20 protein-coding genes, 7 pseudogenes and 1 riboswitch are annotated in these 23,791 nt (G+C 46.9%); of the genes and pseudogenes, 11 read left to right on the top strand and 16 right to left on the bottom strand.

The genetic code is table 11. The features are described from left to right. Positions 1-119: 119 nt before the first annotated feature. Positions 120-1,322 (bottom strand): methionine adenosyltransferase, encoded by a 1,203-nt coding sequence (gene metK, locus D368_RS05455; protein WP_003152253.1) that lies wholly within the window; start codon positions 1,320-1,322, stop codon positions 120-122. Positions 1,323-1,490: 168 nt separating this feature from the next. After that, positions 1,491-1,630, bottom strand: a riboswitch (SAM riboswitch). 197 nt (positions 1,631-1,827) lie between these two features. On the opposite strand from metK, the pseudogene pckA reads away from it, so the two are divergent. Then, positions 1,828-3,410: pseudogene (gene pckA / locus D368_RS05450) on the top strand (phosphoenolpyruvate carboxykinase (ATP)). A gap of 41 nt (positions 3,411-3,451) precedes the next feature. Here the strand turns inward: pckA and D368_RS05445 are convergent. Both D368_RS05445 and D368_RS05440 read right to left on the bottom strand, forming a co-directional pair. Then, positions 3,452-3,694: a DUF2584 domain-containing protein gene (locus D368_RS05445; RefSeq protein WP_003152249.1), complete on the bottom strand. Its 243-nt coding sequence runs from the start codon at positions 3,692-3,694 to the stop codon at positions 3,452-3,454. 57 nt (positions 3,695-3,751) lie between these two features. Continuing rightward, complete coding sequence (locus tag D368_RS05440) at positions 3,752-4,525, bottom strand: alpha/beta hydrolase family protein (protein WP_015418056.1); 774 nt, start codon at positions 4,523-4,525, stop codon at positions 3,752-3,754. 139 nt (positions 4,526-4,664) lie between these two features. Between D368_RS05440 and D368_RS05435 the strand changes: the two are divergent. From D368_RS05435 to D368_RS05425, 3 genes and pseudogenes are all read left to right on the top strand, one after another. Next, positions 4,665-5,668, top strand: a pseudogene (locus D368_RS05435) (ABC transporter substrate-binding protein). Positions 5,669-5,679: 11 nt separating this feature from the next. After that, a pseudogene (locus D368_RS05430) lies at positions 5,680-6,461 on the top strand (ABC transporter ATP-binding protein). Continuing rightward, positions 6,436-7,248 (top strand): ABC transporter permease, encoded by an 813-nt coding sequence (locus D368_RS05425; RefSeq protein WP_014418698.1) that lies wholly within the window; start codon positions 6,436-6,438, stop codon positions 7,246-7,248. The pseudogene D368_RS05430 and the gene D368_RS05425 overlap by 26 nt, the downstream one beginning before the upstream one ends. Before the next feature lie 35 nt (positions 7,249-7,283). On the opposite strand, the gene ytkD is transcribed toward D368_RS05425, so the two are convergent. From ytkD to D368_RS05410, 3 genes are all read right to left on the bottom strand, one after another. Next, entirely contained in the window at positions 7,284-7,763 is a 480-nt protein-coding gene (ytkD, locus tag D368_RS05420) for an RNA deprotection pyrophosphohydrolase (protein WP_003152244.1), read from the bottom strand. Positions 7,764-7,895: 132 nt separating this feature from the next. Then, positions 7,896-8,300, bottom strand: coding sequence for a phage holin family protein (locus tag D368_RS05415; protein ID WP_101562366.1), 405 nt, complete (start codon positions 8,298-8,300; stop codon positions 7,896-7,898). A 151-nt stretch (positions 8,301-8,451) separates the two neighbouring features. After that, positions 8,452-8,889: a Dps family protein gene (locus tag D368_RS05410; protein ID WP_003152242.1), complete on the bottom strand. Its 438-nt coding sequence runs from the start codon at positions 8,887-8,889 to the stop codon at positions 8,452-8,454. 124 nt (positions 8,890-9,013) lie between these two features. Between D368_RS05410 and ytzI the strand changes: the two genes are divergently transcribed. Further along, complete coding sequence (gene ytzI / locus D368_RS05405) at positions 9,014-9,163, top strand: YtzI protein (RefSeq protein WP_071391461.1); 150 nt, start codon at positions 9,014-9,016, stop codon at positions 9,161-9,163. Here the strand turns inward: ytzI and D368_RS05400 are convergent. Both D368_RS05400 and D368_RS05395 read right to left on the bottom strand, forming a co-directional pair. Then, positions 9,160-9,602 (bottom strand): annotated as a pseudogene (locus tag D368_RS05400) (FixH family protein). The gene ytzI and the pseudogene D368_RS05400 sit on opposite strands and share 4 nt — an antisense overlap. A gap of 114 nt (positions 9,603-9,716) precedes the next feature. Next, positions 9,717-10,190, bottom strand: a complete 474-nt coding sequence (locus D368_RS05395; protein ID WP_003152237.1) for an S-ribosylhomocysteine lyase — start codon at positions 10,188-10,190, stop codon at positions 9,717-9,719. A 122-nt stretch (positions 10,191-10,312) separates the two neighbouring features. Here D368_RS05395 and yidD point away from each other — a divergent pair, with 122 nt between their 5' ends. Continuing rightward, on the top strand, positions 10,313-10,540 hold the full coding sequence (yidD, locus tag D368_RS05390; protein WP_003152235.1) for a membrane protein insertion efficiency factor YidD: 228 nt from the start codon (positions 10,313-10,315) through the stop codon (positions 10,538-10,540). Here yidD and D368_RS05385 read toward each other — a convergent pair. Both D368_RS05385 and D368_RS05380 read right to left on the bottom strand, forming a co-directional pair. Then, on the bottom strand, positions 10,537-11,106 hold the full coding sequence (locus D368_RS05385; protein WP_101562367.1) for a beta-class carbonic anhydrase: 570 nt from the start codon (positions 11,104-11,106) through the stop codon (positions 10,537-10,539). The two genes, yidD and D368_RS05385, sit on opposite strands and share 4 nt — an antisense overlap. A gap of 118 nt (positions 11,107-11,224) precedes the next feature. Next, positions 11,225-11,473, bottom strand: coding sequence for a type B 50S ribosomal protein L31 (locus D368_RS05380; RefSeq protein WP_003152229.1), 249 nt, complete (start codon positions 11,471-11,473; stop codon positions 11,225-11,227). 197 nt (positions 11,474-11,670) lie between these two features. Between D368_RS05380 and D368_RS05375 the strand changes: the two are divergent. The 3 genes and pseudogenes from D368_RS05375 (at position 11,671) to D368_RS05365 (ending at position 14,280) form a co-directional block, all read left to right on the top strand. Then, a pseudogene (locus tag D368_RS05375) lies at positions 11,671-13,001 on the top strand (cytochrome ubiquinol oxidase subunit I). 22 nt (positions 13,002-13,023) lie between these two features. Next, positions 13,024-14,064, top strand: a complete 1,041-nt coding sequence (locus D368_RS05370; RefSeq protein ID WP_014418703.1) for a cytochrome d ubiquinol oxidase subunit II — start codon at positions 13,024-13,026, stop codon at positions 14,062-14,064. 57 nt (positions 14,065-14,121) lie between these two features. Next, the gene (locus D368_RS05365; protein WP_007408842.1) at positions 14,122-14,280 is read left to right on the top strand and encodes a DUF1540 domain-containing protein; all 159 of its coding nucleotides are present in this window, start codon (positions 14,122-14,124) and stop codon (positions 14,278-14,280) included. Between the two features lie 373 nt (positions 14,281-14,653). Here D368_RS05365 and menC read toward each other — a convergent pair. From menC to D368_RS05330, 6 genes and pseudogenes are all read right to left on the bottom strand, one after another. Then, positions 14,654-15,768, bottom strand: a pseudogene (menC, locus tag D368_RS05355) (o-succinylbenzoate synthase). Then, positions 15,765-17,228, bottom strand: coding sequence for an o-succinylbenzoate--CoA ligase (locus tag D368_RS05350; protein WP_071391458.1), 1,464 nt, complete (start codon positions 17,226-17,228; stop codon positions 15,765-15,767). Before D368_RS05350 ends, menC begins: the two are co-directional and overlap by 4 nt. An 87-nt stretch (positions 17,229-17,315) precedes the next feature. Continuing rightward, entirely contained in the window at positions 17,316-18,134 is an 819-nt protein-coding gene (gene menB, locus D368_RS05345) for a 1,4-dihydroxy-2-naphthoyl-CoA synthase (protein WP_003152221.1), read from the bottom strand. 58 nt (positions 18,135-18,192) lie between these two features. After that, positions 18,193-19,017 (bottom strand): 2-succinyl-6-hydroxy-2,4-cyclohexadiene-1-carboxylate synthase, encoded by an 825-nt coding sequence (menH, locus tag D368_RS05340; protein WP_071391457.1) that lies wholly within the window; start codon positions 19,015-19,017, stop codon positions 18,193-18,195. Next, entirely contained in the window at positions 19,005-20,741 is a 1,737-nt protein-coding gene (gene menD / locus D368_RS05335) for a 2-succinyl-5-enolpyruvyl-6-hydroxy-3-cyclohexene-1-carboxylic-acid synthase (RefSeq protein WP_071391456.1), read from the bottom strand. The genes menH and menD overlap by 13 nt, the downstream gene beginning before the upstream one ends. Next, a complete protein-coding gene (locus D368_RS05330; RefSeq protein WP_029974105.1) occupies positions 20,738-22,153 on the bottom strand; it encodes an isochorismate synthase in 1,416 nt (471 codons plus the stop codon). Before D368_RS05330 ends, menD begins: the two co-directional genes overlap by 4 nt. Before the next feature lie 282 nt (positions 22,154-22,435). Here D368_RS05330 and D368_RS05325 point away from each other — a divergent pair. Further along, positions 22,436-23,154 (top strand): annotated as a pseudogene (locus tag D368_RS05325) (TraR/DksA C4-type zinc finger protein). Positions 23,155-23,309: 155 nt separating this feature from the next. Further along, entirely contained in the window at positions 23,310-23,780 is a 471-nt protein-coding gene (locus D368_RS05320) for a tryptophan-rich sensory protein (protein ID WP_128574613.1), read from the top strand. The last annotated feature ends 11 nt before the right edge of the window (positions 23,781-23,791 follow it).

Genomic DNA, 23,791 nt, shown 5'->3' with positions numbered 1-23,791 from the left:
TTCTAATTGGACCCCCTTTTTATAGACGCTTTGTTACGCCATTGGTTTCACGCTATGTAAAAAATAAGCATGGCAGCATCTACAAAAAGGGAAAGCCGCTTAAGTAAGCGGCTATAAAATTATTCTCCTAGTGCTTCTTTGCGAAGCGCATCCGCCTTGTCAGTACGCTCCCAAGGAAGATCCACATCATGACGTCCGAAGTGGCCGTAAGCAGCTGTCTGCTTATAGATCGGGCGGCGCAGATCAAGCATTTTAATAATGCCGGCAGGTCTCAGGTCGAAGTTATTCCGTACGACTTCGATCAGTTTTTCTTCAGAAGCTTTTCCTGTATCAAATGTATTGATGGAAATAGAAACAGGCTGTGCCACGCCAATCGCGTATGCAAGCTGCACTTCACAAGAATCAGCAAGACCTGCTGCCACGATGTTTTTCGCTACGTATCTCGCAGCGTATGCCGCAGAACGGTCTACCTTCGTCGCATCCTTACCGGAGAATGCGCCGCCGCCGTGACGTGCATATCCGCCGTATGTGTCAACGATGATTTTACGGCCGGTAAGACCCGCATCACCTTGAGGTCCGCCGATTACGAAACGTCCCGTAGGGTTGATGAAGTATTTTGTTTCTTCATCGATCAGTTCCTCAGGCACAACAGGGTTAATGACATGCTCTTTCAGATTGCGCTGAATCTGCTCAAGCGTAATTTCCGGGTGGTGCTGAGTTGAAATGACGATCGCGTCGATGCGGACCGGCTTGTTGTTTTCATCATATTCAACGGTAACTTGCGTTTTGCCGTCAGGGCGAAGGTACGGAAGAATGTCTTCTTTGCGGACTTCGCTCAAACGGCGGGCTAATTTATGCGCCAAAGAGATCGGAAGCGGCATAAGCTCTTTCGTTTCGTTACACGCATAACCGAACATCAGGCCTTGGTCTCCCGCTCCGATTGCTTCGATTTCAGCATCGCTCATTGTGCCTTCACGCGCTTCAAGAGCCTGATCGACACCCATTGCGATATCCGCAGACTGTTCATCAATTGATGTTAAAACAGCGCAAGTCTCCGCATCAAATCCGTATTTAGCGCGTGTGTAGCCGATTTCTTTAATCGTTTCACGGACTGTTTTCGGAATGTCAACGTATGTTGATGTAGTAATCTCTCCGCTTACCAGCACAAGTCCTGTCGTTACAGATGTTTCGCAGGCCACGCGCGCGTTCGGGTCATTTTTTAAAATCTCATCTAAGATACTGTCAGAAATTTGGTCACAGATTTTGTCCGGATGACCCTCAGTAACAGATTCAGATGTAAATAGTCGACGGTTTTTACTCATTCACTTTTCCTCCTGAAAAAAGATCTTTTGCAAGACCTTCTCATATGATACGGAACTCGCTCCCTCTTAATACAATGTCATACTATATCAGAGAATGTTAATTGGCATATTTTATGAAATAAAAAACCTTTTCCACTCGAGGAAAGGGTTTGGTCTGTGTGCCTTTCACTCTTATCGCTCAAGGAAAATATTAAACCTTGCATCAGGTTAGCACCTTGGTTTCCCACAGTGTTTTCACCTGCTTTTTTACAGAGAAACCGGTTGCTGGGCTTCATCGGGCCTGTCCCTCCGCCAGCTCGGGATAAGAGTATCCGCTCAATGAAATATCTTATCGTAAAAGGGCGGAAAGTGTCAATATGAATTAAAGCGATTGCGCGCCTTTATTTCAGGAAGCAATGGAAAAACACAAACAAAAAACCGTAAATAGTATAGACTATTTTCAGATATATGTTATACTAATTCCACATTCAGCGAAATACAAATAAACCGGCAAAGGAAGGTTTTTATGAAATTAGTTGATTTAACCGCAGATCTTCAAGCATTACTTGCAAGTCCGAATGTGCATCATAATTTATCGGCTCCAAAACTTACCGAAAAAGTGATCAGCCGAAATGAAGGAACGCTGACATCAACGGGCGCCGTACGCGCCACCACCGGCGCATATACAGGCCGGTCCCCTAAAGATAAATTTATCGTCCGTGAACAAAGCACAGAAAATCAAATTGATTGGGGCGCGGTAAATCAGCCCATTTCTGAAGAGGCGTTTGAAAAGCTGTACGCCAAAGTCGTCAGCTACTTAAAACAGCGGGATGAACTGTTTGTGTTTGAAGGATTCGCGGGAGCGGATGAAAAATACAGACTGCCGATTACGGTCGTAAATGAATTTGCGTGGCACAATTTATTCGCGCGCCAGCTGTTTATCAGACCGGAAACGGATGAAAGAGACCCGCAAGCGCAGCCTTTCACCATTCTCTCAGCTCCGCACTTTAAGGCAGACCCGGAGACGGACGGGACGCATTCGGAAACATTTATCATTGTCTCTTTCGAAAAGCGCGTCATTTTAATCGGCGGCACCGAATACGCCGGAGAAATGAAAAAATCAATATTCTCCATTATGAACTTCCTGCTTCCGCAGCAGGATATACTGCCGATGCACTGCTCAGCCAACGTCGGTGAAAAAGGCGATGTCGCCCTGTTTTTCGGCCTTTCCGGCACAGGGAAAACGACGCTTTCAGCCGATGCGGACCGCAAACTGATCGGAGATGACGAGCACGGCTGGTCAGATTCCGGCGTTTTCAACATTGAAGGCGGATGTTACGCTAAATGTATCAATCTGAGCGAGGAAAAAGAACCGCAGATTTTTCGTGCGATCCGCTTCGGGTCTGTTCTTGAGAATGTCGTGCTTGATGAAAAAACGGGTGAAGCGGATTACGACAATTCCTTCTACACGGAAAACACAAGAGCCGCATATCCGATTGAGATGATCGGCAATATCGTGCAGCCGAGCATTGCCGGCCATCCGCAGGCGATCGTCTTTCTAACGGCGGACGCATTCGGCGTGCTTCCTCCGATCAGCAAACTGACGAAGGAACAGGCGATGTATCACTTCTTAAGCGGCTACACCAGTAAACTCGCGGGAACCGAACGCGGCGTGACATCTCCGCAAACGACTTTCTCGACGTGCTTCGGTTCACCGTTCCTTCCGCTTCCGGCACATGTATATGCCGAAATGCTCGGGCGTAAAATCGACGAACACGGCGTTCAAGTCTTCCTGGTCAACACAGGCTGGACCGGCGGAGGGTACGGAGTCGGAGAACGGATGAAACTTTCGTATACAAGAGCGATGGTCAAAGCCGCTATTGACGGCAGACTGAACCAGACTGACATGACGGCAGACAGCATTTTCGGCCTGCACAGTCCCGTTCATGTTCCGGGCGTGCCGGATGAAGTTCTTCAGCCTGAAAACACATGGAGCGATAAACAAGCATACAACGAAAAAGCGCTGTTTTTAGCCAATGAGTTTAAAGAAACTTTAAAAAGTTTTCCCATGCAGACTCGATTGCCAAAGCCGGCGGACCTCTCGTGTAATCAAAAAAGCCAAGGGCGTTTATGCCCTCGGCTTTTGTTTTTCAGTTTGTCGAATGAAGCGAAGTGAGTCTGTATGTAATGCTTGTCCGGCCGTTCGCCCATTCGAGCTTTTGGACCTCGCCGGTGCCGGATTTCTCTCCGGTCTTCGTTTTGCGCACGTCCATCGGAATATCAAGAGGATAGACGCGGTAGCCCTCTTTCTCCAATAAAAAGATATTTTCCTCTATCCGTTTTTCATTGCCTTTTGTCACAATCATGGTATTAAATTCAACAGGCATTCCCAAAATGAAAATCCCCTTTCATTCTCTTATTCTTTATTATCATATCATAAATCAGGCATCTTACCGTGTCTTCATCCATTCCGCCAGCCGCCGGACAATGCGTCTGTTTTCCTGCGGCGGAAAATAATGCGTAAAACCGCTGTAATACCAAGTTTCCACCGGTTTCCCCGCCTCTTTCAGCTTGTCCTCGATCATCCGGGCGTGTTCAATCGAAACATTCTCATCATTCTCTCCATGGATGAGCAGCACAGGGGCCTGAATGCGGTCTGCTTTTTCAAACGGCGAACGCCATCTGTATTCATCCGGCACCTTTTTCGGCGTGCCGCCGATCACCCGCTTCATCATCCGCCGCATATCCTTCCGCTCTTCATAAGTAAGCACCATATCGCTCACACCGCCCCATGAAACGAGTGAAGCCGCTTGATGCCCCATTTCAATCGCGGTCAAAAGCCCCATGATTCCGCCCCGGGAAAAACCGAAAATATGCACCCGCCCTTCCCTGACGTTCGGATGCTCCCGAAGAAGGCGGAAAGCGGAAAACGCGTCCTCTCTGTCCTCTCCCGCAAAATCTTCATTTCCCTCGCCGCCCTGGTTGCCTCTGTAATAAGGCGCAAACACGACAAAGCCTTGGGAAGCGAATTGAACGATTCTCCCAGGGCGTACCATGCCGACATTTTTTATGCCGCCGCGCAAATATAAAAAACCGTCATATGTTCCCGGTGCCGCAGGTTCGGCAAGGAGCCCCTTTACCTTCAGCCCTTCTGACTCATAGCATACCGCAAAGAGGCGGACATGCGGACTCGGAGACGGGAACCTTTTCTTTTCTACCAGCAATACAATGCGCCTCCTTATATCATCAGTTTTTTTATTCTTTCCCAACGTGAATATGGGCACTCACACATTTTTTATACCCATCATACGATATGTAAAGCAGAAAAGGTTATTTTAACGCTTAAAACAAGGAGGTTACACCGTGAACAAATGGCTCAAAGCGGGCTGCGTTTTTGTCATATGCGCCTTTTTCCTGCTCATTCTTCCGGCTTGCAGACAGGAAGAAAGTCTGACAAAAGTAAAGGTGGCGGAAGTCACACACTCCATCTTCTATACGCCTCTGTATGTCGCTGAAGCAAAAGGTTTTTTTAAAAAAGAAGGGCTCCAAGTGTCACTTCAAACAACATGGGGCGGAGACAAAACGATGACATCGCTTTTGTCAAACGGGTCAGACATCGCGCTGGTCGGTTCTGAAACATCCATTTACGTGGAGGCGCAGGGAGCAAAAGATCCGGTCATCAACTTTGCGCAGCTGACACAGACGGACGGCACATTTCTCGTGTCGCGGAAGGATGAGAAATCATTCAAATGGAACGATTTAAAAGGAAAAACATTTCTCGGCCAGCGAAAAGGCGGCATGCCCCAAATGGCCGGTGAGTACGTCCTGAAAAAGAATCACATAGAGCCGAAAAAAGACATTAACCTCGTTCAAAACATTGATTTCGCCAATATTTCCAACGCATTCGCATCCGGAACGGGTGATTATGTGCAGCTGTTTGAACCGACGGCATCCCAATTTGAAAAAGAAGGCATCGGTCATATCGTCGCATCCTTCGGAGAAGCTTCCGGCCAAGTGCCATACACAACCTTTATGGCAAAAGAAAGTTATTTGAAAACCAATGAAAAGACGGCGGAAAAATTCACCCGCGCCATTTATCGCGCCCAGCAATGGGTGGAGAGCCATCCGGCCAAAGACATCGCAAAAACGATTCAGAAGGAATTTGACGATACAGACCCGGCCATTATCGAAACATCGATAGAGCGCTATAAAAACAAAAGTCATTCTCTGCAGACCCAGTTCTGCAAAAGGATGAATGGGAACTGCTTCAATCTATTATGGATGAAGCCGGAGAGCTCCCGAAACACATTCCGTACAGCAAACTCGTCAACACAAAAATCGCCAAAAAAGTCACCTCAGAACAATAGGAGGAACATGAATGTCTTTTTTACATGTGGATCATGTAACACATACTTATTTCTCGCTGAAAGAAAAGACAACCGCTGTGAAAGATATACATTTTCAGATTGAAAAAGGGGATTTCATCTCCTTTCTCGGGCCGAGCGGATGCGGAAAAACAACACTCCTGTCCATTCTGGCCGGCCTTATCACCCCTGCGCAAGGCCGGGTGCTGATCGAAGGAAGCGTGCCGAACCATAAAGAACACCAAATCGGTTATATGCTTCAGCAGGATTATTTATTTCCTTGGAAATCAATTGAGGAAAACGTGCTGCTCGGTTTACACATTTCAAAAACATTAACAGAAGAAAAAGAGCTGAAGTTCTCAGCCTTCTGCCTAAGCTCGGATTAATCGGCGTTGAAAAGAAATATCCGAAAGAGCTCTCAGGCGGAATGCGGCAGCGGGCGGCACTTGCCAGAACTCTTGCGCCGGACCCGGGCCTGCTGCTCCTTGATGAACCGTTTTCCGCGCTGGACTTTCAAACGAAGCTTTCTTTGGAAAACCTTGTCTTCAGAACATTAAAGGATTTTCAAAAAACCGCCGTGCTCGTCACCCACGATATCGGTGAAGCCATCGCCATGAGCGATACGATCTATTTATTTTCGAATCAGCCGGGCACCATCCACCAAATATTCACCGTGCCTAAGGAGCTCGCGGCTTTAGATCCGTTTGACGCGCGTCAGGATCCGGCCTTTCAGCCGCTGTTTCAAACCATATGGAAGGAGCTGAATTCCCTTGAAAAACAGCAGCGGCACGATTGAACAGCTTCATCAGCAGTTTAAGAAAAGACACCAAAAAGAAAAGCTCCGGATCCGTGCGTATCAGGCCGCCATTTTCATCGTATTTTTTGCCGGGTGGGAAATATCGAGCAGGGCGGGCTGGATCGATCCGTTAATCTTCAGCTCACCCTCCGCCGTTTGCAGGCTTTTAGTTGAAAAGATTGCGGACGGATCCCTTGCGGCGCACATCGGCGTAACCTTAGGAGAAACCGTTCTCGGCTTTTTGCTCGGCACGCTTCTCGGCACATGCCTCGCCGCTCTGTTATGGTGGTCAAACAGGCTCGCCCGGGTTTTAGACCCGTACCTCGTCATTTTAAACGCGATGCCGAAGGTCGCACTCGGACCGATTCTCATCGTGGCACTCGGACCGAATTTCACAAGCATTGTCGCCATGGGAGCAGTCATCAGTGTCATTATCACGACAATCGTCGTCTTTACGGCTTTTCAGGAAGTGGATGAAAACTATATTAAGGTGATGAAAACCTTCGGTGCGAAAAGAAGCATCATGTTTAAAGAAGTCATTCTGCCGGCATGCGCCCCCGCGATTATTTCCGCGCTTAAAGTGAACGTCGGTTTATCCTGGGTCGGTGTCATCGTCGGCGAGTTTCTCGTTTCCGAAAAAGGTCTGGGCTACATGATCATTTACGGATTCCAGGTCTTCAATTTCACTCTTGTGTTCTTAAGCCTTCTGATCATCGCGATTTTTGCGACATTGATGTATCAGGGAGTCGAACTGTTAGAAAGAAAATGGACGAAAGGAAAAATATAAAAAAGACCCGTGCGTAAGCGCCGGGTCTCCGTTTTTTATGATTGAAATACGCCGTCCTCTTTTAGCTTTTTCAGACTGATCGGAAGCACCGAATCTTTCATAATGAAACTGAATTTTTTATTTCGGGGGAGATTCTCCGGCAGTTCGCTGAACAGCACCGGCCCCTTTGTTTCAAAATAGTCAGCCTGTTTTTCAAGCTTTTCAATATCGGCAAAATAAATATTCTTCACGATTACCTTTTCCCTGCCGAGAACTTTATACTGTCCGACGTACTTCAGATGTCTTACCGCGGCGCCGGTTTCTTCTTTCACCTCGCGCAGGGCCGCTTCCTCCGCACATTCCATCGGCTCCACTTTTCCGCCCGGAAATTCAAACCCCCGGTCTTCGTGCTCAGTCAAAAGCCACTTATCTCCATATCGGCATATGACCCATACATGCTTCGGGCTGTCTGAAAAAGGCTGGTGTTCAAAGGAGAGCTGAACAGTATTCTGATAATAGTCTTTAAACTCGTACATGTTTATCCCTCTAATCCGTTCCTTCATATCTTCCATACATCATACCACAGTTGCGTTTGTTCGGAAGCCCTTTATCAAAAATTCAGAGGAAAACCATCCTACCCGCTAGTATAGCCTCCTTTGAAGCAAATGTTACGGTTTGCGCTTGAATTTATTTTTCAGGGTATCCAATAGGTCGACGAGCACCTGCGGAACCGGTATGCCCAGCGAGCTTGCCGTAATCACGATCTGAACCGATTCGTATAAGATATAAAACATAATAGCCAAATTGCGGATGGCGCCTTCTGAATGAAGCAGCTGATCAAAAAAATGGCAAACTGAGACTAATGCCAGGGTCACGATTTTTTTGACCAGCCGCGCAAAAAGCTTTCTTGCGCTCAGCTGCTGCAAAAGAGATTCTTTTAAGCTTGTACTGATAAACTCAATCGCCATGACCGATAGCAAAATCAGAAACGAATACTGAAAACCGCCAAAGAAAAACCCCGCTGCCCACACGATCACTGCAAAAAACGAAAAGATGCCAAAGTCTTTGCCCACTTGATCCAACATCCTTTCACAGAAACGGCCTTACATTATTCTATGAAAAGTGAATGGAACGGACTGGATTTTTCAGAAAAATGGACAACACCTCTCTTCGGCAGCCAAATAAAAGACCGAGTGCTTTATAGCCCCGGTCTTCCCTTGTTGATTATCCTAAATACGCTTTCAGCATCCAGTTATGTTTTTCGATATTCTGGTGAATGGCAAGCAGCATATCTCCGGTCGTTTCGTCTCCGACCTCATCTGCGAGATCCATGCCGCTTTTCAGCTCTTCCGCAATGACAGTGAAATCATCATAAATGTTCTGTACCATTTGTTCTGCGCTCTCATTGCCTTCCGCCTCTTTTATAGAAGCAGTCTTCAATGATTCCGTCATTGTGCCGATCGGCTTGCCGTTTAATGCCAGCAGACGTTCTGCCAGATCGTCAATATATGTAGCCGTTTCGTTATACAGCTCCTCGAACTTTTCGTGCAATGTGAAAAAGTCCTTCCCTTTGACGTACCAATGATAGTTATGTAATTTCACATACATGACCGTCCAGTTTGCAACTTGTTTATTGACCGCTTCCAATAGTTTTTCTGACATGCCTATCTTCCTCCTTTGATTTACTATTGATATACCCTATATATCGTGTGTTAAAACATAAATTTTTAGCCCTTGATTTTACGGATGGAAAATATGTTATGATTTGTTAAAAAGGAGGGATTTCATGCTGCTTCTTCTGGGCTTCGGCTTTCTTATCGTGCTCGCTGTGCTGCTTTTATCCATCTGGTCGACTGTAAGAGCTTATAACGTAAAACATACGATTGACCCGCCGGAGGACGCATCAAAAGGCTTGACGGATAAAAACAATCCTTAATGATGATGCGTCTGTTCCTCATGGCCGGAGGAATCATCGGCAGCTTCAGCATCCCCGACACGCACTTTTACAGTCGGCATATTATGCTGCTGTTTTGCCGTTACGTGGGATTGAACGGTATACACACCCTCTTCATCAAATTCAGTCCGCAGGTGATACGCCCCTTTTTCCTCCTTGGCCTTGCTTGTTTTGCTGCTGCCTTTTTTCCTTCTTTCCATACTTCAAACATGACTTCATCCGCATCCGTGACACGCTTGCCGCCGTAAAAAACCTCCGCCTTGTATTCCGTTTTTTCATGCGGTGCTGCCGTTTCCGGTCCTGTAAGCTTGACCTCAAGCGCTTTAGGCTCCTCATCCGCGGAGGTTTTGTCCGAATTGCCCCCGCAGGAAGATAATAGAAATACCATACCGCACATACCTGCCAATACAGCCCGTTTCATCCCATCACTCCTTCATGTTTGCTTCTATTTTAGCAAACGCTTACACATAAGGTGTGACATTTTTTAGAAATATGTAAAAAAGCCTTTTTGCATATCAGCAAAAAGGCCTGTTTTTTATCCGAACACTTTCAGCAAATCTTCTTTATCTTGTGACAGCCAGAAACGCATCAGGCGTTTCGCGCCTTCTAAATCATGAAGTTTCGCCTGGCCGCACTGTTTTTCATTGGCCGCCGGAATCTCCGTAATATCGATGGCTTCTTTCAGCGTAGCGTCAAGCAGGTCTACAATTTCTTCCGCTGTCGGCTCGCCGCTGACAACAAGATAATAGCCTGTCTGGCAGCCCATCGGTGAGATATCTATGATGTCGAAGTGATCGTATTTCTCAGAATGTGTGCGAATCGTAAACGCAAGCAAGTGCTCAAGCGTATGAATCGTATCCGGCTTCATCGCCTGTTTGTTCGGCTGGCAGAAGCGAATGTCAAACTTATTCACAACGCCGTCTGTTCCGACTTTATGCACTCCGCAATGTCTTACATACGGAGCCACAACCGCATTATGGTCTAGCTCAAAACTTTCTACTGAAGGCATAATGGCACTCCCTTTTTTCAGAATATGCATCCATTATAACACAGTTTTCCGATAAGAATTGTGGCGGAAGCTTTTCAATCTGAAATTTTTTTCTATACTAGCATCAGAAAGGTGGTTTTTTGATGAAAACCATAATGATTGCATTAATCCGCGGATACCAGAAGTTCATCTCTCCGCTGACACCGCCGTCATGCCGCTTTTACCCGACGTGTTCGCAGTACGGAATCGAAGCCGTCAAGACTCACGGCGCATTAAAAGGCGGATGGCTGACACTGAAGCGGATTTTAAAGTGCCACCCTTTTCATCCGGGCGGTGTTGATCCCGTACCGGACAAAAAACAAAAACATTAGTCCATATGCTGGTAGCCGTCGATCACCAGATCAAGTTTACCGGTTTCAGGATCAATCACCAGACCGTGCACCGGGACATTGTCAGGGAATAGCGGATGGTGTTTAATGACGTTTACGCTGTCTGTAACACTCGCTTCTACTGAATCAAAGCTTTTCAGCCATTGATCAAGATCAACACCTGAGTGCTTCAGCATGTCAATCCGCTCTTTCGGAATACCGCGGTCGATAATTTTATCAAGCATATCCTCGCTGTTGATTTTGCTCATGCCGCAATCATGGTGGCCGATAACGCAGACTTCATCAGCGTTTAATTCGTATACGGCCACTAAAAGGCTGCGCATGATGCTTCCGAACGGGTGGGCGACAAGCGCGCCGGCACTTTTAATAATTTTCACATCGCCGTTTCGCATGTTCATCGCATGCGGAAGCAATTCTACAAGACGTGTGTCCATACAGGACAAAATCGCCATCTTTTTATCCGGGAATTTAGATGTTTGGTATTTTTCATAATCTTTGTTTTTAGTGAACTGCTCATTAAATTGCATGATATCGTTTAGAAGATTCATCTTGGTGTTTCCTTTCTGCCTTTTTATTCACAATATAACATAAGGCGGGTCATTTCGTCACTCCCCGCACAAGATGACAAAGTGCTCAATAAATAAGACAAACCCCATTGGGCTTGTCTTATTTCCCCATATTGTATTTTTTGTTGAACTGTTCGACTCTCCCGCCTTTTTCGTTGAATTTTTGGCGGCCCGTATAAAACGGATGCGTATCTGAGCTGACTTCCACTTTAATCAGCGGGTATGTTTTTCCGTCTTCCCACTCTGCCGTTTCCTCTGACGTTTTCGTAGAATGGCTTAAAAAGCGGTAGCCGCTGTTCACATCTTGAAAAATCACTTGATGGTTATCCGGATGAATATCTTTTTTCATGATGATCTCCCTTTCTCAAATCGTAATAATTACGTTTTATTCTAAACCTTAAATAGGCGCTTGTCAATCATATATGCCCTGCTCCCTTGATTTCTAAACCCTGCACATATATGGAATCGGAAGAATAATCTAATCGCTTCAGCAAATAATATAATCACATTACATAAAACGGTAATTTAGAAAGGCGGTTTATGATCGTGGATGATTTAGTATTAGCCAGAAGTCTGTTCGGGACAACCATGGGCTTTCATATTATTTTTGCGACGCTTGGTGTCGGCTTGCCTCTGATGATTTTAATGGCTGAATTGATTTATCAAAAAACAAAAGATCCGCATTATGCCATTATGGCGAAAAGGTGGACGAAGGCGCAGGCTGTTCTGCTCGGCGTGGCGATACCGACCGGAACGATCGCGGGTACACAGCTTGCCCTTTTGTGGCCCGGATTCATGGAGGTCATCGGCAGGGTGATGTCACTTCCGTTTCAGATTGAAATTTATGCTTTCTTTATCGAAGCGCTGTTTATGTCCATTTATGTCTACGCCGCTGATCGGCTGACTCCGGCGATGCGCATCATTGCCGTTATTTTCGTTTTGATCGGCGCCGCGGCATCAGCCGTCTTAATCACAAATGTTCACGCATTTGAAGGAACGCCGGCCGGTTTTAAAATTTTAAACGGCAAAATCACTGACGTCGAACCGTGGGCAGCGTTTTTTAATCCAAGCTTTTTCACCACCGCGGGCCATGTCGTACTGACGGCTTTCATGACCGGTGCATTTATCGTCGCGTCAGTTGCTGCTTATAAAATGCTGAGAACGAGAAAACAGGAGCAGGTATACCGCTTTCACCGAAAAGCGCTGCTGCTCGCCTTAACGATCGGCGGGATATTCTCCATTCTTGCCTCTTTAAACGGTCACGAGTCAGCCCAGCTTCTTTACGAATACCAGCCTGAGAAGCTTGCGGGCGCAGAAGGGCTGTTTGAAACTAGATCACACGCTCCGCTTGCGATCGGGGGTTTTACTGATGCAAAAGAAGAAAAAGTAAAATGGGCGATAGAAGTGCCGTGGGCTTTAAGCTTTTTGGCCGCAAACAGCTTTGATACCGTCGTCAAAGGATTGAACGCGTTTCCGAAAGACGAGTGGCCGCCTTTATTCATCCATACACTGTTTAACGGAATGGTCGGCATCGGGATGCTGCTCATTTTGTACTCCATCATCGGCATCGTGTGGAGAAAATTTTAAAGAAAGACAGCTTTCCGACTTGGCTTTTGATTTTATTTTTAACCGCAGGACCGCTCAGTCTGATCGGAATTGAATTCGGGTGGATATTCGCTTGTACGGGGCGGCAGCCATGGGTGATTTACCATCTCCTGAAAACGTCTGATGTCGTCACGACAACCGGTTCAATCGGTTTGCTGTTCATCCTGTTTACGGTCGTTTACGCCATTTTGGCAGCCGCAGTTATTTATGTGCTGCTTTATTATTTCCGCAAACATCCTGTTGAGGAGGATGTAAAAGCGGCGGAATCCTAACAATAGAAAGGGCTGAATTGAAATGGACATTACCATGGATGCTCTCATTGCGATATCAATCGTATGGGGCTTCGTGTTTATCTACGCGGTCATGGCAACGATGGACTTCGGAGCCGGCTTTTGGTCGATGATTTATTTAAATAGAGAACAAACAAAGGCGACAAATATCGCTAATCGTTATTTGTCCCCGACATGGGAAGTGACCAACGTCTTTATCGTCGCGATCGTTGTCGCCCTATTCAGCTTCTTTCCAGGGGCAACCTTCGTGCTGGGAACCGTTTTATTGATCCCGGGAAGTATTATTTTGCTGCTCTTAGCCATCCGCAGCGGCTTTCTCGTCTTCTCCAATACGGCGAAGGAAAGAAAAATCATGAGATATATCTCCGGAATTTCAGGCTTCATTATTCCCGCTGTGCTGATTTTGGTCCTTCCGGTCACACACGGAGGGTTTATTGAGAAGACGGGCGGAGTGTATCACCTGAATTTGGCAAATGTCTTTACAAGCCTTAATGCGTATGCGTTTATCGGCTTTGCCATTTTAAGCACTTTATTTTTATCTTCACTGCTTCTGGCCGATTTTTCAAATGTTGCGGAAGAGGAGCATGCGTACCGCATCTACAGACGGAGCTCTTTACTAACAGGGCCGCTGTCGCTTCTGTTTGCCTTCTTCATTATGCTGACATTACGCTCTGAAGCCGGCTGGCTGTACACGGGCATGATGAAAGACAAGACATGGCTCATTCTGTCTGTCATTACATTTATCATTGCCGGCGTGGCTCTGTTTTTGCCGAATAAGCGCTTCGGCCGCAACCTCGGCAAACCGAGAATCGCCATGATCGCCATTGCGCTCCAATACTTTCTGGCAAGCTATGCATACGGACGGGCTCATCTTCCTTATATGATTTATCCGGATATTACGGTCATGTCAGGATTTACGGAGCCGGCAACCTTCAGGGCGCTGTTTATGACGTATATCGTCGCTTTCATCATTTTGTTCCCCGGGTTTTATTTCTTCTGGAAGCTCTTTATGAAAGACAGACGTTATATCCGCCAGGAGGAATAACAAAAATCAGGGCGGCTCATACTAAAGGCGTACCTTTTATCTTGGAGGGGAGCCAGCATGGACCAAAAAATTCTGTGTGAAGTCAATAACTGTTCATATTGGGGCAGAGGAAACAAATGCACGGCCGACGCTATTTATGTGGTCAGCCATACAGGCGAAACCGCTGAAAAAAGTGAAGAAACGGATTGCAAAACCTTTAAACCGCATGATTTATAAAAGAAAAGAGCTGTTTTATACAGCTCTTTTTCATTTCCGCCGCAAGCATCCCTGAACCGGAGAAAACCGCGCGGATGAGAAGCATGGCAGAAAGGCGGTTCGGCGGCAAATATAGGCGGCGGCATGCGATACAATCAGTATCGCATTCATGACAAGCACAGAATTTTTTATCAAGATGTACATGTTTGCCCCAGCCGGAAAGCAGCACCTGCGATGTAAAGCCGACACTGTTTGAAGAATAAAAAAATCATCGCATTCGCCTATTAAAAAAACCGGCTGATACAGCCGGTTCAAACGGGGGAAGGGGTGATAATGAACAGTTTCAATATAACAGCAGCATACAGGCAGCTCAACTCGCTGAAATGTCTTTTTATCAGTTGTTTGTCGTAAAAACGTCCATTTGGGTGACGTATTTTCTCATTATTTCCTGATTGACTTCAACACCCAGTCCGGGACCGTCCGGGACAGAGATGAATCCCTCTTCGATACGGATGTCGGGAGTGACAATATCCTCCTCCCAGTATCGGTCTGATGAGGAAATATCACCCGGTATTGTAAATTGCGGCAGCGAAGCAAGCGCGACTGTCTGCGCTCTCGAAATGCCGGTTTCAAACATTCCGCCGCACCAAACCGGCATGTGATGCTCTCTGCATAAGTCATGTATTTTTAAAGCCTCTGTCAGGCCTCCTACACGCGCCGGTTTTATGTTAATTATTTTACAGCTCCCAAGCTCAATCGCCCGCCTTGCATCATCATATGAGCATATGCTTTCATCAAGGCATACCGCGGTTCTTAAGTGTTTCTGCAGGTGGCGGTGATCGACAATATCATCTGCCTGAAGCGGCTGTTCTATCATCATGAGCTGGAATTCATCCAACTCTTTCAGCCTGCTGATGTCTTTCAGTTCATAAGCCGAGTTGGCATCCGCCATCAGCGGCACGTTCGGAAAACGGCTGCGGATGGCTCTGACCAGATCAACGTCATGGCCGGGCTGAATTTTTATTTTATACGTTGATAACCTTCTTTTACGTATTGCTCAATTTCCCGAAGCATCTCATCAGCCGAAGCCAGACCCACCGCCACGCCGGCGGGCACTTTATCTCTTTTGCCCCCTAAGGCTTCTGCGAGAGATATCCCCTTTTTCTTGGCATATAGATCCCACACGGCTGATTCAAGCCCCGCTTTTGCCATGCGGTTCCCTTTGAAACGCGCGAGACTGTCAGGCACTTCTGACGGATGGAAAAACTCGCGGCCTACGACATTTGGGATAAAAAAATCTCTCAGCATATGCGCGCATGTCTGAATCGTTTCTTCTGTATACCACGGAGAAGAAAACGCCGATACCTCCCCCCAGCCGGTTCTCCCGGTTTCATCGATCGCTTCCACGATCAAAAATTTACGGTCCTGCAGCGTTTCAATACTTGTTTTAAACGGTTTTTTCAGCCTCATACTTACATGATAAAGGGTGATTTTTTCAATCTTAATCATGACAATTCTCCTTTACGAAGCTCATTCAGCCGATGCCTCATCAGTTTATTGGACGCATTCCGCGGAAGCTCGTCAACCGTGAAAAAAGCAGCCGGTATTTTATATTTTGCAAGCCGCTCACGGCAAAAAGCGGTCAGCTCCTCAGAACTGACAGAAGAAGTCAGCACGAGAAAAGCATGCGGCACTTTCCCCCACTTCGGATCTTCGGCTCCCGAAACACCGGCCTCCGCTACAGCCGGATGGGCAAGCAGCGCCGCTTCCACTTCTGCCGGGTAGATGTTCTCTCCGCCTGAAATGATGAGGTCCGACCGCCTGTCCAGCACGTATAAAAACCCTTCATCATCCAAATAGCCAAGATCGCCCGTTTTAAACCATCCATTATGAAAAGCGGCCTGGTTCGCGTCGTCACGATGATAATACCCTTTCATTACATTCGGGCCTTTCACCGTAATTTCACCATGTTCAAACGGCGCACAAGGGTTTCCGTCTTTTTCAATTCTAATTTCGCATGAAAACAGCGGTTTACCGGCCGAGCCGAGCTTGTCCATGCTGAATTCCGGAGAAAGCGTGACAATCTGTGAGCAGGTTTCAGTCAAGCCGTAAGATTGGAATACCGGAAATTGTTTCCTGCGGCATTCTTCAAGGAGCGGCAGCGGTGCCGGACCCCCGCCAAGCAGAATGCAGCGCAGTGATTCAGGACATTGTTCAGTTTCCGCAAGCAGGCCCGAGAGCATGGTCTGCACCGCTGAAATGATCGTGACCTGATGGGAGCTGATGCTGTCCAGCACATCAGTGACAGAAAATTTTTGATGAAGCACGACAGGCATGCCGTAAATGACCGACTTAAACAGCGCAGACAGACCGCTGATATGAAACAGCGGCAGCGCAATAAGCCAGCGGTCCCGCTCTGTGACCCCCAGATTCAGCGCAGACGATACAGCGCTGGAATAATGATTACCGAAAGTCTGCTGCACCCCCTTCGGCCTTCCCGTTGTTCCTGACGTATACATAAGAGTCGCCGTATCATCAAGCGTTACATAAGCTTCCGGCTCCATGTCACCCGCCTCTTCAGCCTGCAGCTCGTCCACATCTGCGGTGGCGACCGCAGATTCATATTCTTCGCGGCAAAAACCGTCCTCCGTTAATAAAAGCTTTGCCTGTGAATCTTCGAGCTGAAACAACCGTTCCTGTTTTGAGAGCTTCGTATTCAACAGCACAGCTTCCGCCCCTAATAAGAAGCAGGCGTGAACGGCATAAACCATTTCCGGTCTGTTAGAAAGCAAAATCGCGGCCCTGTCTCCTTTTTTAAGCGAGCAGTATTTGGACAGCCGCGCGGCCATTTGTTTAGAAGCATGATATAATTCTCTGAATGTCATCTGTTTGTTTTCAAATATGAGAGCGATTCTCTCCGGTGTCAGCTGAGCCCTTTGAATGAGCCAATTCGGCTGTTCTGTCAGCATGTTATCATCTCCGAGGTAAAAGTACTGTTTTTGAAAAGAAAACAGCTTGGACCAGAGCGGCTCAAGCTGTTTCGTAGTGTCATCTGATCACGGAAAACGAGGGAATTGACCGAAATCGGGACTGCGTTTCTCTTTAAAGGAATCACGGCCTTCTTTCGCTTCGTCAGTCGTGTAATAAAGAAGCGTTGCATCTCCTGCAAATTGCTGAATTCCGGCGAGGCCGTCTGTATCAGCGTTAAATGCCGCTTTAAGGAAACGAAGGGCTGTAGGGCTTTTCTCAAGCATTTCTTCACACCATTTAATTGTTTCCTCTTCAAGTTTCTCTAATGGGACTACCGTATTGACAAGCCCCATGTCGAGCGCTTCCTGCGCGTTGTATTGACGGCACAGGTACCAGATTTCACGGGCTTTCTTATGTCCGACGATACGCGCCAGGTAACCTGAGCCGTAACCGGCATCAAAGCTTCCCACTTTCGGGCCGGTTTGACCGAAAATCGCGTTATCGGCCGCAATCGTTAAATCACAGACGATATGAAGCACATGGCCTCCGCCGATGGCATAGCCTGATACCATCGCTACGACCGGTTTAGGAATCACGCGGATCAAACGCTGAAGATCAAGCACATTCAGACGCGGGATCTGATCGTCTCCGACATATCCGCCGTGACCGCGGACTTTTTGGTCTCCGCCTGAACAGAATGCTTTATCTCCCGCTCCCGCAAGAACGATGACACCAATATTAGAGTCATCACGCGCACAAGCAAACGCGTCAATCATTTCTGATACCGTCTTAGGAGTAAATGCGTTATGTACCTCCGGGCGGTTAATTGTTATTTTTGCAATACCGTTATACGTCTCGTACAGGATTTCATCGTACTGACGTTCACTTTTCCATTCTGCAGCCATTGATATGACCTCCTTCATTTTTGCCTGAGTCCGGCCGAAAAGCTATTTTCTTTATGCTTTACAAGCCGTATAAAAACTCACTTACTATCTTACCAAAAATTCGCGGCTGTTCCACATGTACCGTGTGCCCCGCCTGTTTGACAACCTCTATTTTACTTGATGGGAGCAGGTTATGCACCTTTTGATTAATAGCGCAAAACTTTTCATCCCATTCACCGCATATAAGCAGGACGGGCGCCTTGATGCGGTGTAATGCCTCCCACCAGGAAGGCTGTGAGCCCGTCCCCATTCCGAGCAGGCTTCCTGCAAGTCCGGACGGATTATTCTTCAGCCTGCCGGCACGGATGGACGCCTTTACGCTGTCCGGCAGAGAAAGCTGCGTGGCAAACAACGGAATGCTCTCCCAATAATCAACAAACGATGTTATACCTTCCCACAATATAAAGTCAGCAAGCTTCCGGTCTGACTGAATCCGCTTTTTGCGTTCCTGAAGCGTGCTGAGGCCCGGGGTTGTACTTTCCAAAACAAGCGCTGACACCCGATGCGGAAATGCCTGTGCAAAGGAATACGCAAGTCTTCCCCCCATAGAATAACCAATAAGTTTCACTTTGTGAAGTTTTAATTGATCAAAAACGGCGGCAAGGTCCGCAACCTGCCGGCTCGCACTATACCTTGCCGCTTGCACAGGCGCGTCTGTCTCCCCGTGACCCAGGCAGTCAATCATCACCATTCGCTCGCCGGGAAACATGCCGCGTAAAAACATCCATGATTCTTTGCTGCCCGTAAATCCATGCAGACAAACAATAGCTTCAGACGATTCGTGTCCGCTATCAGCAGCACGATAGCATACGCCGTCAGCCGTTTTAACTGTTACAGTTTCCATTCTTTTTTCACTTCCCGCACTGCGGCCTGCAGCAGATCACGATGGAATTGAACTCTTGATGTCCGATCTGTTTTCAGCTCGATTATATGAAGTCCGGGCTTGTCCGCCTGCGGCTGATACGCATCCTTAAATGCTTCCCATGTCTCAGGACAAGTATACGTCCCGCCGTACAGTGCGGCGGCATGCCGGAAATCAAGACCCGTCGGCGTACCGAACAGTTCTTCAAAATGAGTCTTATCAGATGCCTGCGGCAAAAACGAGAAAATCCCGCCGCCATCATTGTTTATTAAAATAACCGTAAGCGGAATTCCAAGTTTTTTAGCCGCTAACAGCCCGTTTAAATCATGGTAAAACGATAAATCTCCAATGACAAGCGTGACAGGAGCTTTTGTACCTTCACACAGCCCCATAGCCGAGGAGACAACTCCGTCAATGCCGTTAGCACCGCGGTTGGCATAGACACGGAAGGAACGATCTTGTTTTTCAAAGAAAGTATCCACGTCGCGGATCGGCATGCTGTTGCCGACAAAAATCGAACTGCCTTCAGGGACAAGGTGCTGAAGCTGACGATATACATTTCCTTCAAATGATAAATCATCCATGCTCGCGGCCTGTAAATGACTCCGGAACCGCTCATTGACAAACTGCCATTTCTCAAGCCATCCGGACGGCCGTTTTCCGGTTTCAGCTGAACGGACCGCTTCCAAAAACACCGACGGATGGCAATGAATCATATGCGCGCCGGCCTGGGTGGGATCTCTCCATCCTCCGTCTTCATCGACGATAAACTGCTCAATGGCAGGATCATCTCTGAGCCATAAAAAGAGCGGTTTGGAAACCGGCATCGGGCCGAAGCGGATCACAGCGTCAGGGCGCAGCGCCTCTTTTATTTCTTCATCTTTTAAGAACGAGTCATAAGCATCAATAATCAGCGTCTTATCATGCTCCCCGTTTCGGAGGTTTGAAAGCGGATCAGCCAAAATCGGGAACTGAAGCATCTCGGCAAGCGCGATGATTTGCTGCTTTTCTGCTTCACCGTGAATTTCTCCGCAGACGATCATACCTCTTTCGGTACCCGCGAGACGCTCTGTAATATGACAGAGCGAGTCTTGATCAGCTGACTGCATCCCTGTTGTGACTGAGACGTGCTTCCCCTTTCTCATTCTTTCAAAAGGTCCGGCTGATAAATCCGGCATCAAAGGCTCTCTGAGCGGCACATTGATATGGACTGGCCCCATCGGGCGCTTCCCGGCTTCACTTACAGCTCTGCCGGCCAATGTTCTGATATAGCTCAGCATTTGAGGATTTTCCTCAGGCAGAGCCGAGTCTGTGAAAAACTTAACAAAGTTACCGAACAGAAAATGCTGGTTAATCGCCTGAGGCGCCCCCACTTCCCTCAATTCATGAGGCCGGTCAGCAGTCAGGACAATAAGAGGCACTCTTGAATAATGAGCTTCAATCACGGCCGGATAGAAGTTAGCCGCTGCCGTTCCTGACGTACAAATCAGCATGACCGGACGCTGGCGGGCTTTTGCAAGACCGAGTGCGAAAAAACCTGCGGATCGTTCATCAATCTGTATATGGACTTGAATATCCGGGTGGGCCGCCGCCAAAACCGCCAGGGGAGTTGACCTCGATCCCGGGCAAACAACCGCGTCGGTGACACCAGATAGAGCGAATTCATCAATAAAACTTCCGATATAATGTGTAATCGGGTTTGTCAAAGCCTTTCACCTCCTAAAGCAGAGATCATCGGCTTTAGTTTAATTTGTGTTTCTTCATATTCTGATTGCGGATCTGAATCTTCAACAATACCGCAGCCTGCGAAAAGCCGCGCACTTTTGCCTTCAATCAGCCCTGATCGGATAGCCACGACAAATTCTCCGTTTTCCCTGCCGTCCATCCAGCCGATCGGAGCCGCGTACCATCCGCGTGTCATCGGTTCAATATCAGCGATAACTTCAACAGCTTTCTGCTGGGGAGCTCCGCCCAATGCCGGGGTAGGATGCAGCTTTTCAATTAAATCAAACAGCGAAGCGGACGTTTTAAGATGGCCTGTGATCGGCGTATATAGATGCTGAACACTTTTTGTTTTATATAATTGCGGACCTGCAGGCTTTTTCACATCGCTGCAGCTCGACAAGAAAGAATCGTGTATCATCTGAACCACAAAATCATGTTCCGCGAGATTTTTTTCGTCATGCAGCAGCTCTTTGCCGAGACGGTCATCTTCTTGTTGATTTTCTCCGCGCTTAATTGAACCTGCCAGACAGGTGGACATAACGTCTTTGCCGGATTTTTTGATCAGCCGTTCCGGTGAAGCGCCGACAAAGCATTTATTTCCCTGCTCAATCGCAAAAACATAGCTTGTCGTTTGGTCCGTCAAAAGCTTGCGGACAACGCTCTCCGCCAGAATAGGCCCATCATATGACAAAACGACTTCCCTTGCCAGCACGACTTTATCATATTGATTTGCCTTCATATCATTTGTTGCTGTTTTAATGGCCTCAAGCCAGTTTTCCACATCAAGTTCTTCCGCTTTTGTTAAAACAGGATATTCTTCATACTGAATTGAAGAAACTGCAAAAGCTTCTGAAAAAGATTTCAGACGTTTCAGCGTATCTTCTGCCTGATTACCGTCTGCCGCCCATTGATTGACGGTTAAATAATCACCATCTGCCGTCTTTGTCAGCATGAGTGAGGGGATAAAGAACAGCCCTTCTTCGAACCCGTTCCATTCGTCTCCTCTCTCTTCAGCGGGATTAAATGAAAAACCGCCGAATAAGACAGGGCCGACCGCGGTATGCGCCGCCTCTTCTTCTTCATGAATATGAAAAGCCGTCTTTTTAAAGCGCTCCCATTGTTCAAAAACGTCGTGATAACGTTTTCCATTTTTTTCATTCGATTGGAACAGCGCTTCTGTGCCAAGACCGACTATTGTTAATTCACTACCGGGTTCTGACCAAAAAAATCGTTTGCCTTTATATTTTTTTGCTCCGTCTTTGAAAAATGATAGAGGGTCTAAAGACGCAATACGTCTTGAATAGCTCAATAAGACAGCATGGTTGACTTGTTTGGCTTTATGTAATGCATGATCTGCTTCCTCTCGGAACGTATGCTGCACCGTTGTCACCATGAGACATTCCTCCATAATCCGTTAAATGCTTTTAATACAATACACCTGTGATGAATTTGTGTCAAACACACAGATTTGAGCACGACAAAATGCCCGCATTTCTTATTATAAACCTTTTTGCGCAAATGAATAAAGAAACAAACTTGAATTTTCTTTCCCCACTCTCGGCAATCACTGTATCCTTTTACTTCCCCGTGGGAAAATGACTATTTTTATCCACCATTTTTCTGCGCAAAAACGTTCATACTAACAGTAAGCATCACATAGAAACGAGGGATTGATGTGCTTACAAACAAACAGATCACACACTTAAAAAAAGAATTGGAAGAAGCCAGAGATGATATTTTAAGCCGCTTTAAAGAAAATGATCAATTTCAGTTAACTGATGAATTCCCGTATCAATCATCCGGCGAATTGTCTTCCTATGACAATCATCCCGGCGATCAGGCGACCGAATTATACGAGCGGGAAAAAGACCTGGCTCTGCTCGACCATGAACGGGAGCACCTTCGCGATATTGATTACTCTCTGAAACAAATTGAAAACGGCACATACGGCACATGTGAAGTCAGCGGCAAGGACATTCCTTATGACAGACTCGAAGCTCTGCCGACGGCTACGACATTGGCGGAATATTCCTCGCAGGATGCCGTTTCCAAAGACAGGCCGATTGAAGAGGAAACACCGTTCGGACAGTTTGAATTTGATGATGATGAATCAATCCGGGCGGCTTACGATAGTGAAGATGCTTATCAGGATGTTGAGGAATACGGAAACTCAGAAACGCCTCAGGATTTAGAAGATCCGCCGCTCAGCTATGGGGATATGACAATGAACTCAGAAGAAAACATCGGCTATGCTGAGGATTATGAAAACTTTATCGCGACAGATATTACCGGAAAAACATATCCGTGTATCCAAGCAAAGCACACGAAAAATATGAGCAGGAACTGGACGAAGAAGGAATTATGACGACCTTTGGCGATCTTCATGCTGATTAAAACCCCGGCCTTCCGGGGTTTTTGAATACAAATAATTGGTTTGCTGCATTTTCACACTGAAAACTCATACACTTAATGGTGCATGGATCTTTAAAAGGTTTGATCTTTCCAAAAGAGGGAACTAACGTATTGACATTGAATGGCGGAGGGAACAAATGAAAAAGAAGTATATCGGTGCGATTATTGTATTTATCATTACATATGTCTTGTTTTCTTTAGCAGGGTTTCTCTTTCCCATCGACCGGGAATGGTACGACGCGCTGCAAAAACCTGACTGGACGCCGGGCGGATCAGTGATCGGCATCATATGGGCGGTTTTGTTTGCGCTCATTTCGCTCTCAGCAGCCTTGATATACGCAAAGTTTTCATGTAAAGAATCCAAAGCTTTTTGGGTGATGCTTCTCATCAATTATATCGTGAATCAAGGATTCAGCTATTTTCAATTCACACAGAAAAATTTGCTTGCTGCATCTATCGATTGCCTGCTTGTGACTGTGACAACACTCATTCTGTTGCTCATTGCCGGTAAATACAGTAAAGCTTCAGCCTGGCTTCTGGTTCCTTATTTATTATGGAGCGCTTTTGCCACATACCTGTCTTTTACCATTTACGTTATGAACGCATAATAAAAAACCTT

This window comes from Paenibacillus lentimorbus NRRL B-30488 (genome assembly GCF_000411595.1).
Lineage (GTDB): Bacteria > Bacillota > Bacilli > Bacillales > Bacillaceae > Bacillus > Bacillus velezensis.
Note: the sequence above shows the minus strand (reverse complement) of the source record. Positions and strands in the feature narration are given on the sequence as shown.

Excerpts from the sequence above, each read along its gene's own strand:
- ytzI (WP_071391461.1), top strand. The coding sequence starts at position 9,014 with ATGCTGCTTCTTCTGGGCTTCGGCTTTCTTATCGTGCTCGCTGTGCTG.
- D368_RS05350 (WP_071391458.1), bottom strand. The coding sequence starts at position 17,228 with ATGCTGACAGAACAGCCGAATTGGCTCATTCAAAGGGCTCAGCTGACA.
- yidD (WP_003152235.1), top strand. The coding sequence starts at position 10,313 with ATGAAAACCATAATGATTGCATTAATCCGCGGATACCAGAAGTTCATC.
- D368_RS05395 (WP_003152237.1), bottom strand. The coding sequence starts at position 10,190 with ATGCCTTCAGTAGAAAGTTTTGAGCTAGACCATAATGCGGTTGTGGCT.
- menB (WP_003152221.1), bottom strand. The coding sequence starts at position 18,134 with ATGGCTGCAGAATGGAAAAGTGAACGTCAGTACGATGAAATCCTGTAC.
- D368_RS05410 (WP_003152242.1), bottom strand. The coding sequence starts at position 8,889 with ATGTCAGAAAAACTATTGGAAGCGGTCAATAAACAAGTTGCAAACTGG.
- D368_RS05380 (WP_003152229.1), bottom strand. The coding sequence starts at position 11,473 with ATGAAAAAAGATATTCATCCGGATAACCATCAAGTGATTTTTCAAGAT.
- D368_RS05385 (WP_101562367.1), bottom strand. The coding sequence starts at position 11,106 with ATGAATCTTCTAAACGATATCATGCAATTTAATGAGCAGTTCACTAAA.
- D368_RS05370 (WP_014418703.1), top strand. The coding sequence starts at position 13,024 with ATGGACATTACCATGGATGCTCTCATTGCGATATCAATCGTATGGGGC.
- D368_RS05330 (WP_029974105.1), bottom strand. The coding sequence starts at position 22,153 with ATGGTGACAACGGTGCAGCATACGTTCCGAGAGGAAGCAGATCATGCA.
- D368_RS05320 (WP_128574613.1), top strand. The coding sequence starts at position 23,310 with ATGAAAAAGAAGTATATCGGTGCGATTATTGTATTTATCATTACATAT.
- ytkD (WP_003152244.1), bottom strand. The coding sequence starts at position 7,763 with ATGTACGAGTTTAAAGACTATTATCAGAATACTGTTCAGCTCTCCTTT.
- menH (WP_071391457.1), bottom strand. The coding sequence starts at position 19,017 with ATGGAAACTGTAACAGTTAAAACGGCTGACGGCGTATGCTATCGTGCT.
- D368_RS05365 (WP_007408842.1), top strand. The coding sequence starts at position 14,122 with ATGGACCAAAAAATTCTGTGTGAAGTCAATAACTGTTCATATTGGGGC.
- metK (WP_003152253.1), bottom strand. The coding sequence starts at position 1,322 with ATGAGTAAAAACCGTCGACTATTTACATCTGAATCTGTTACTGAGGGT.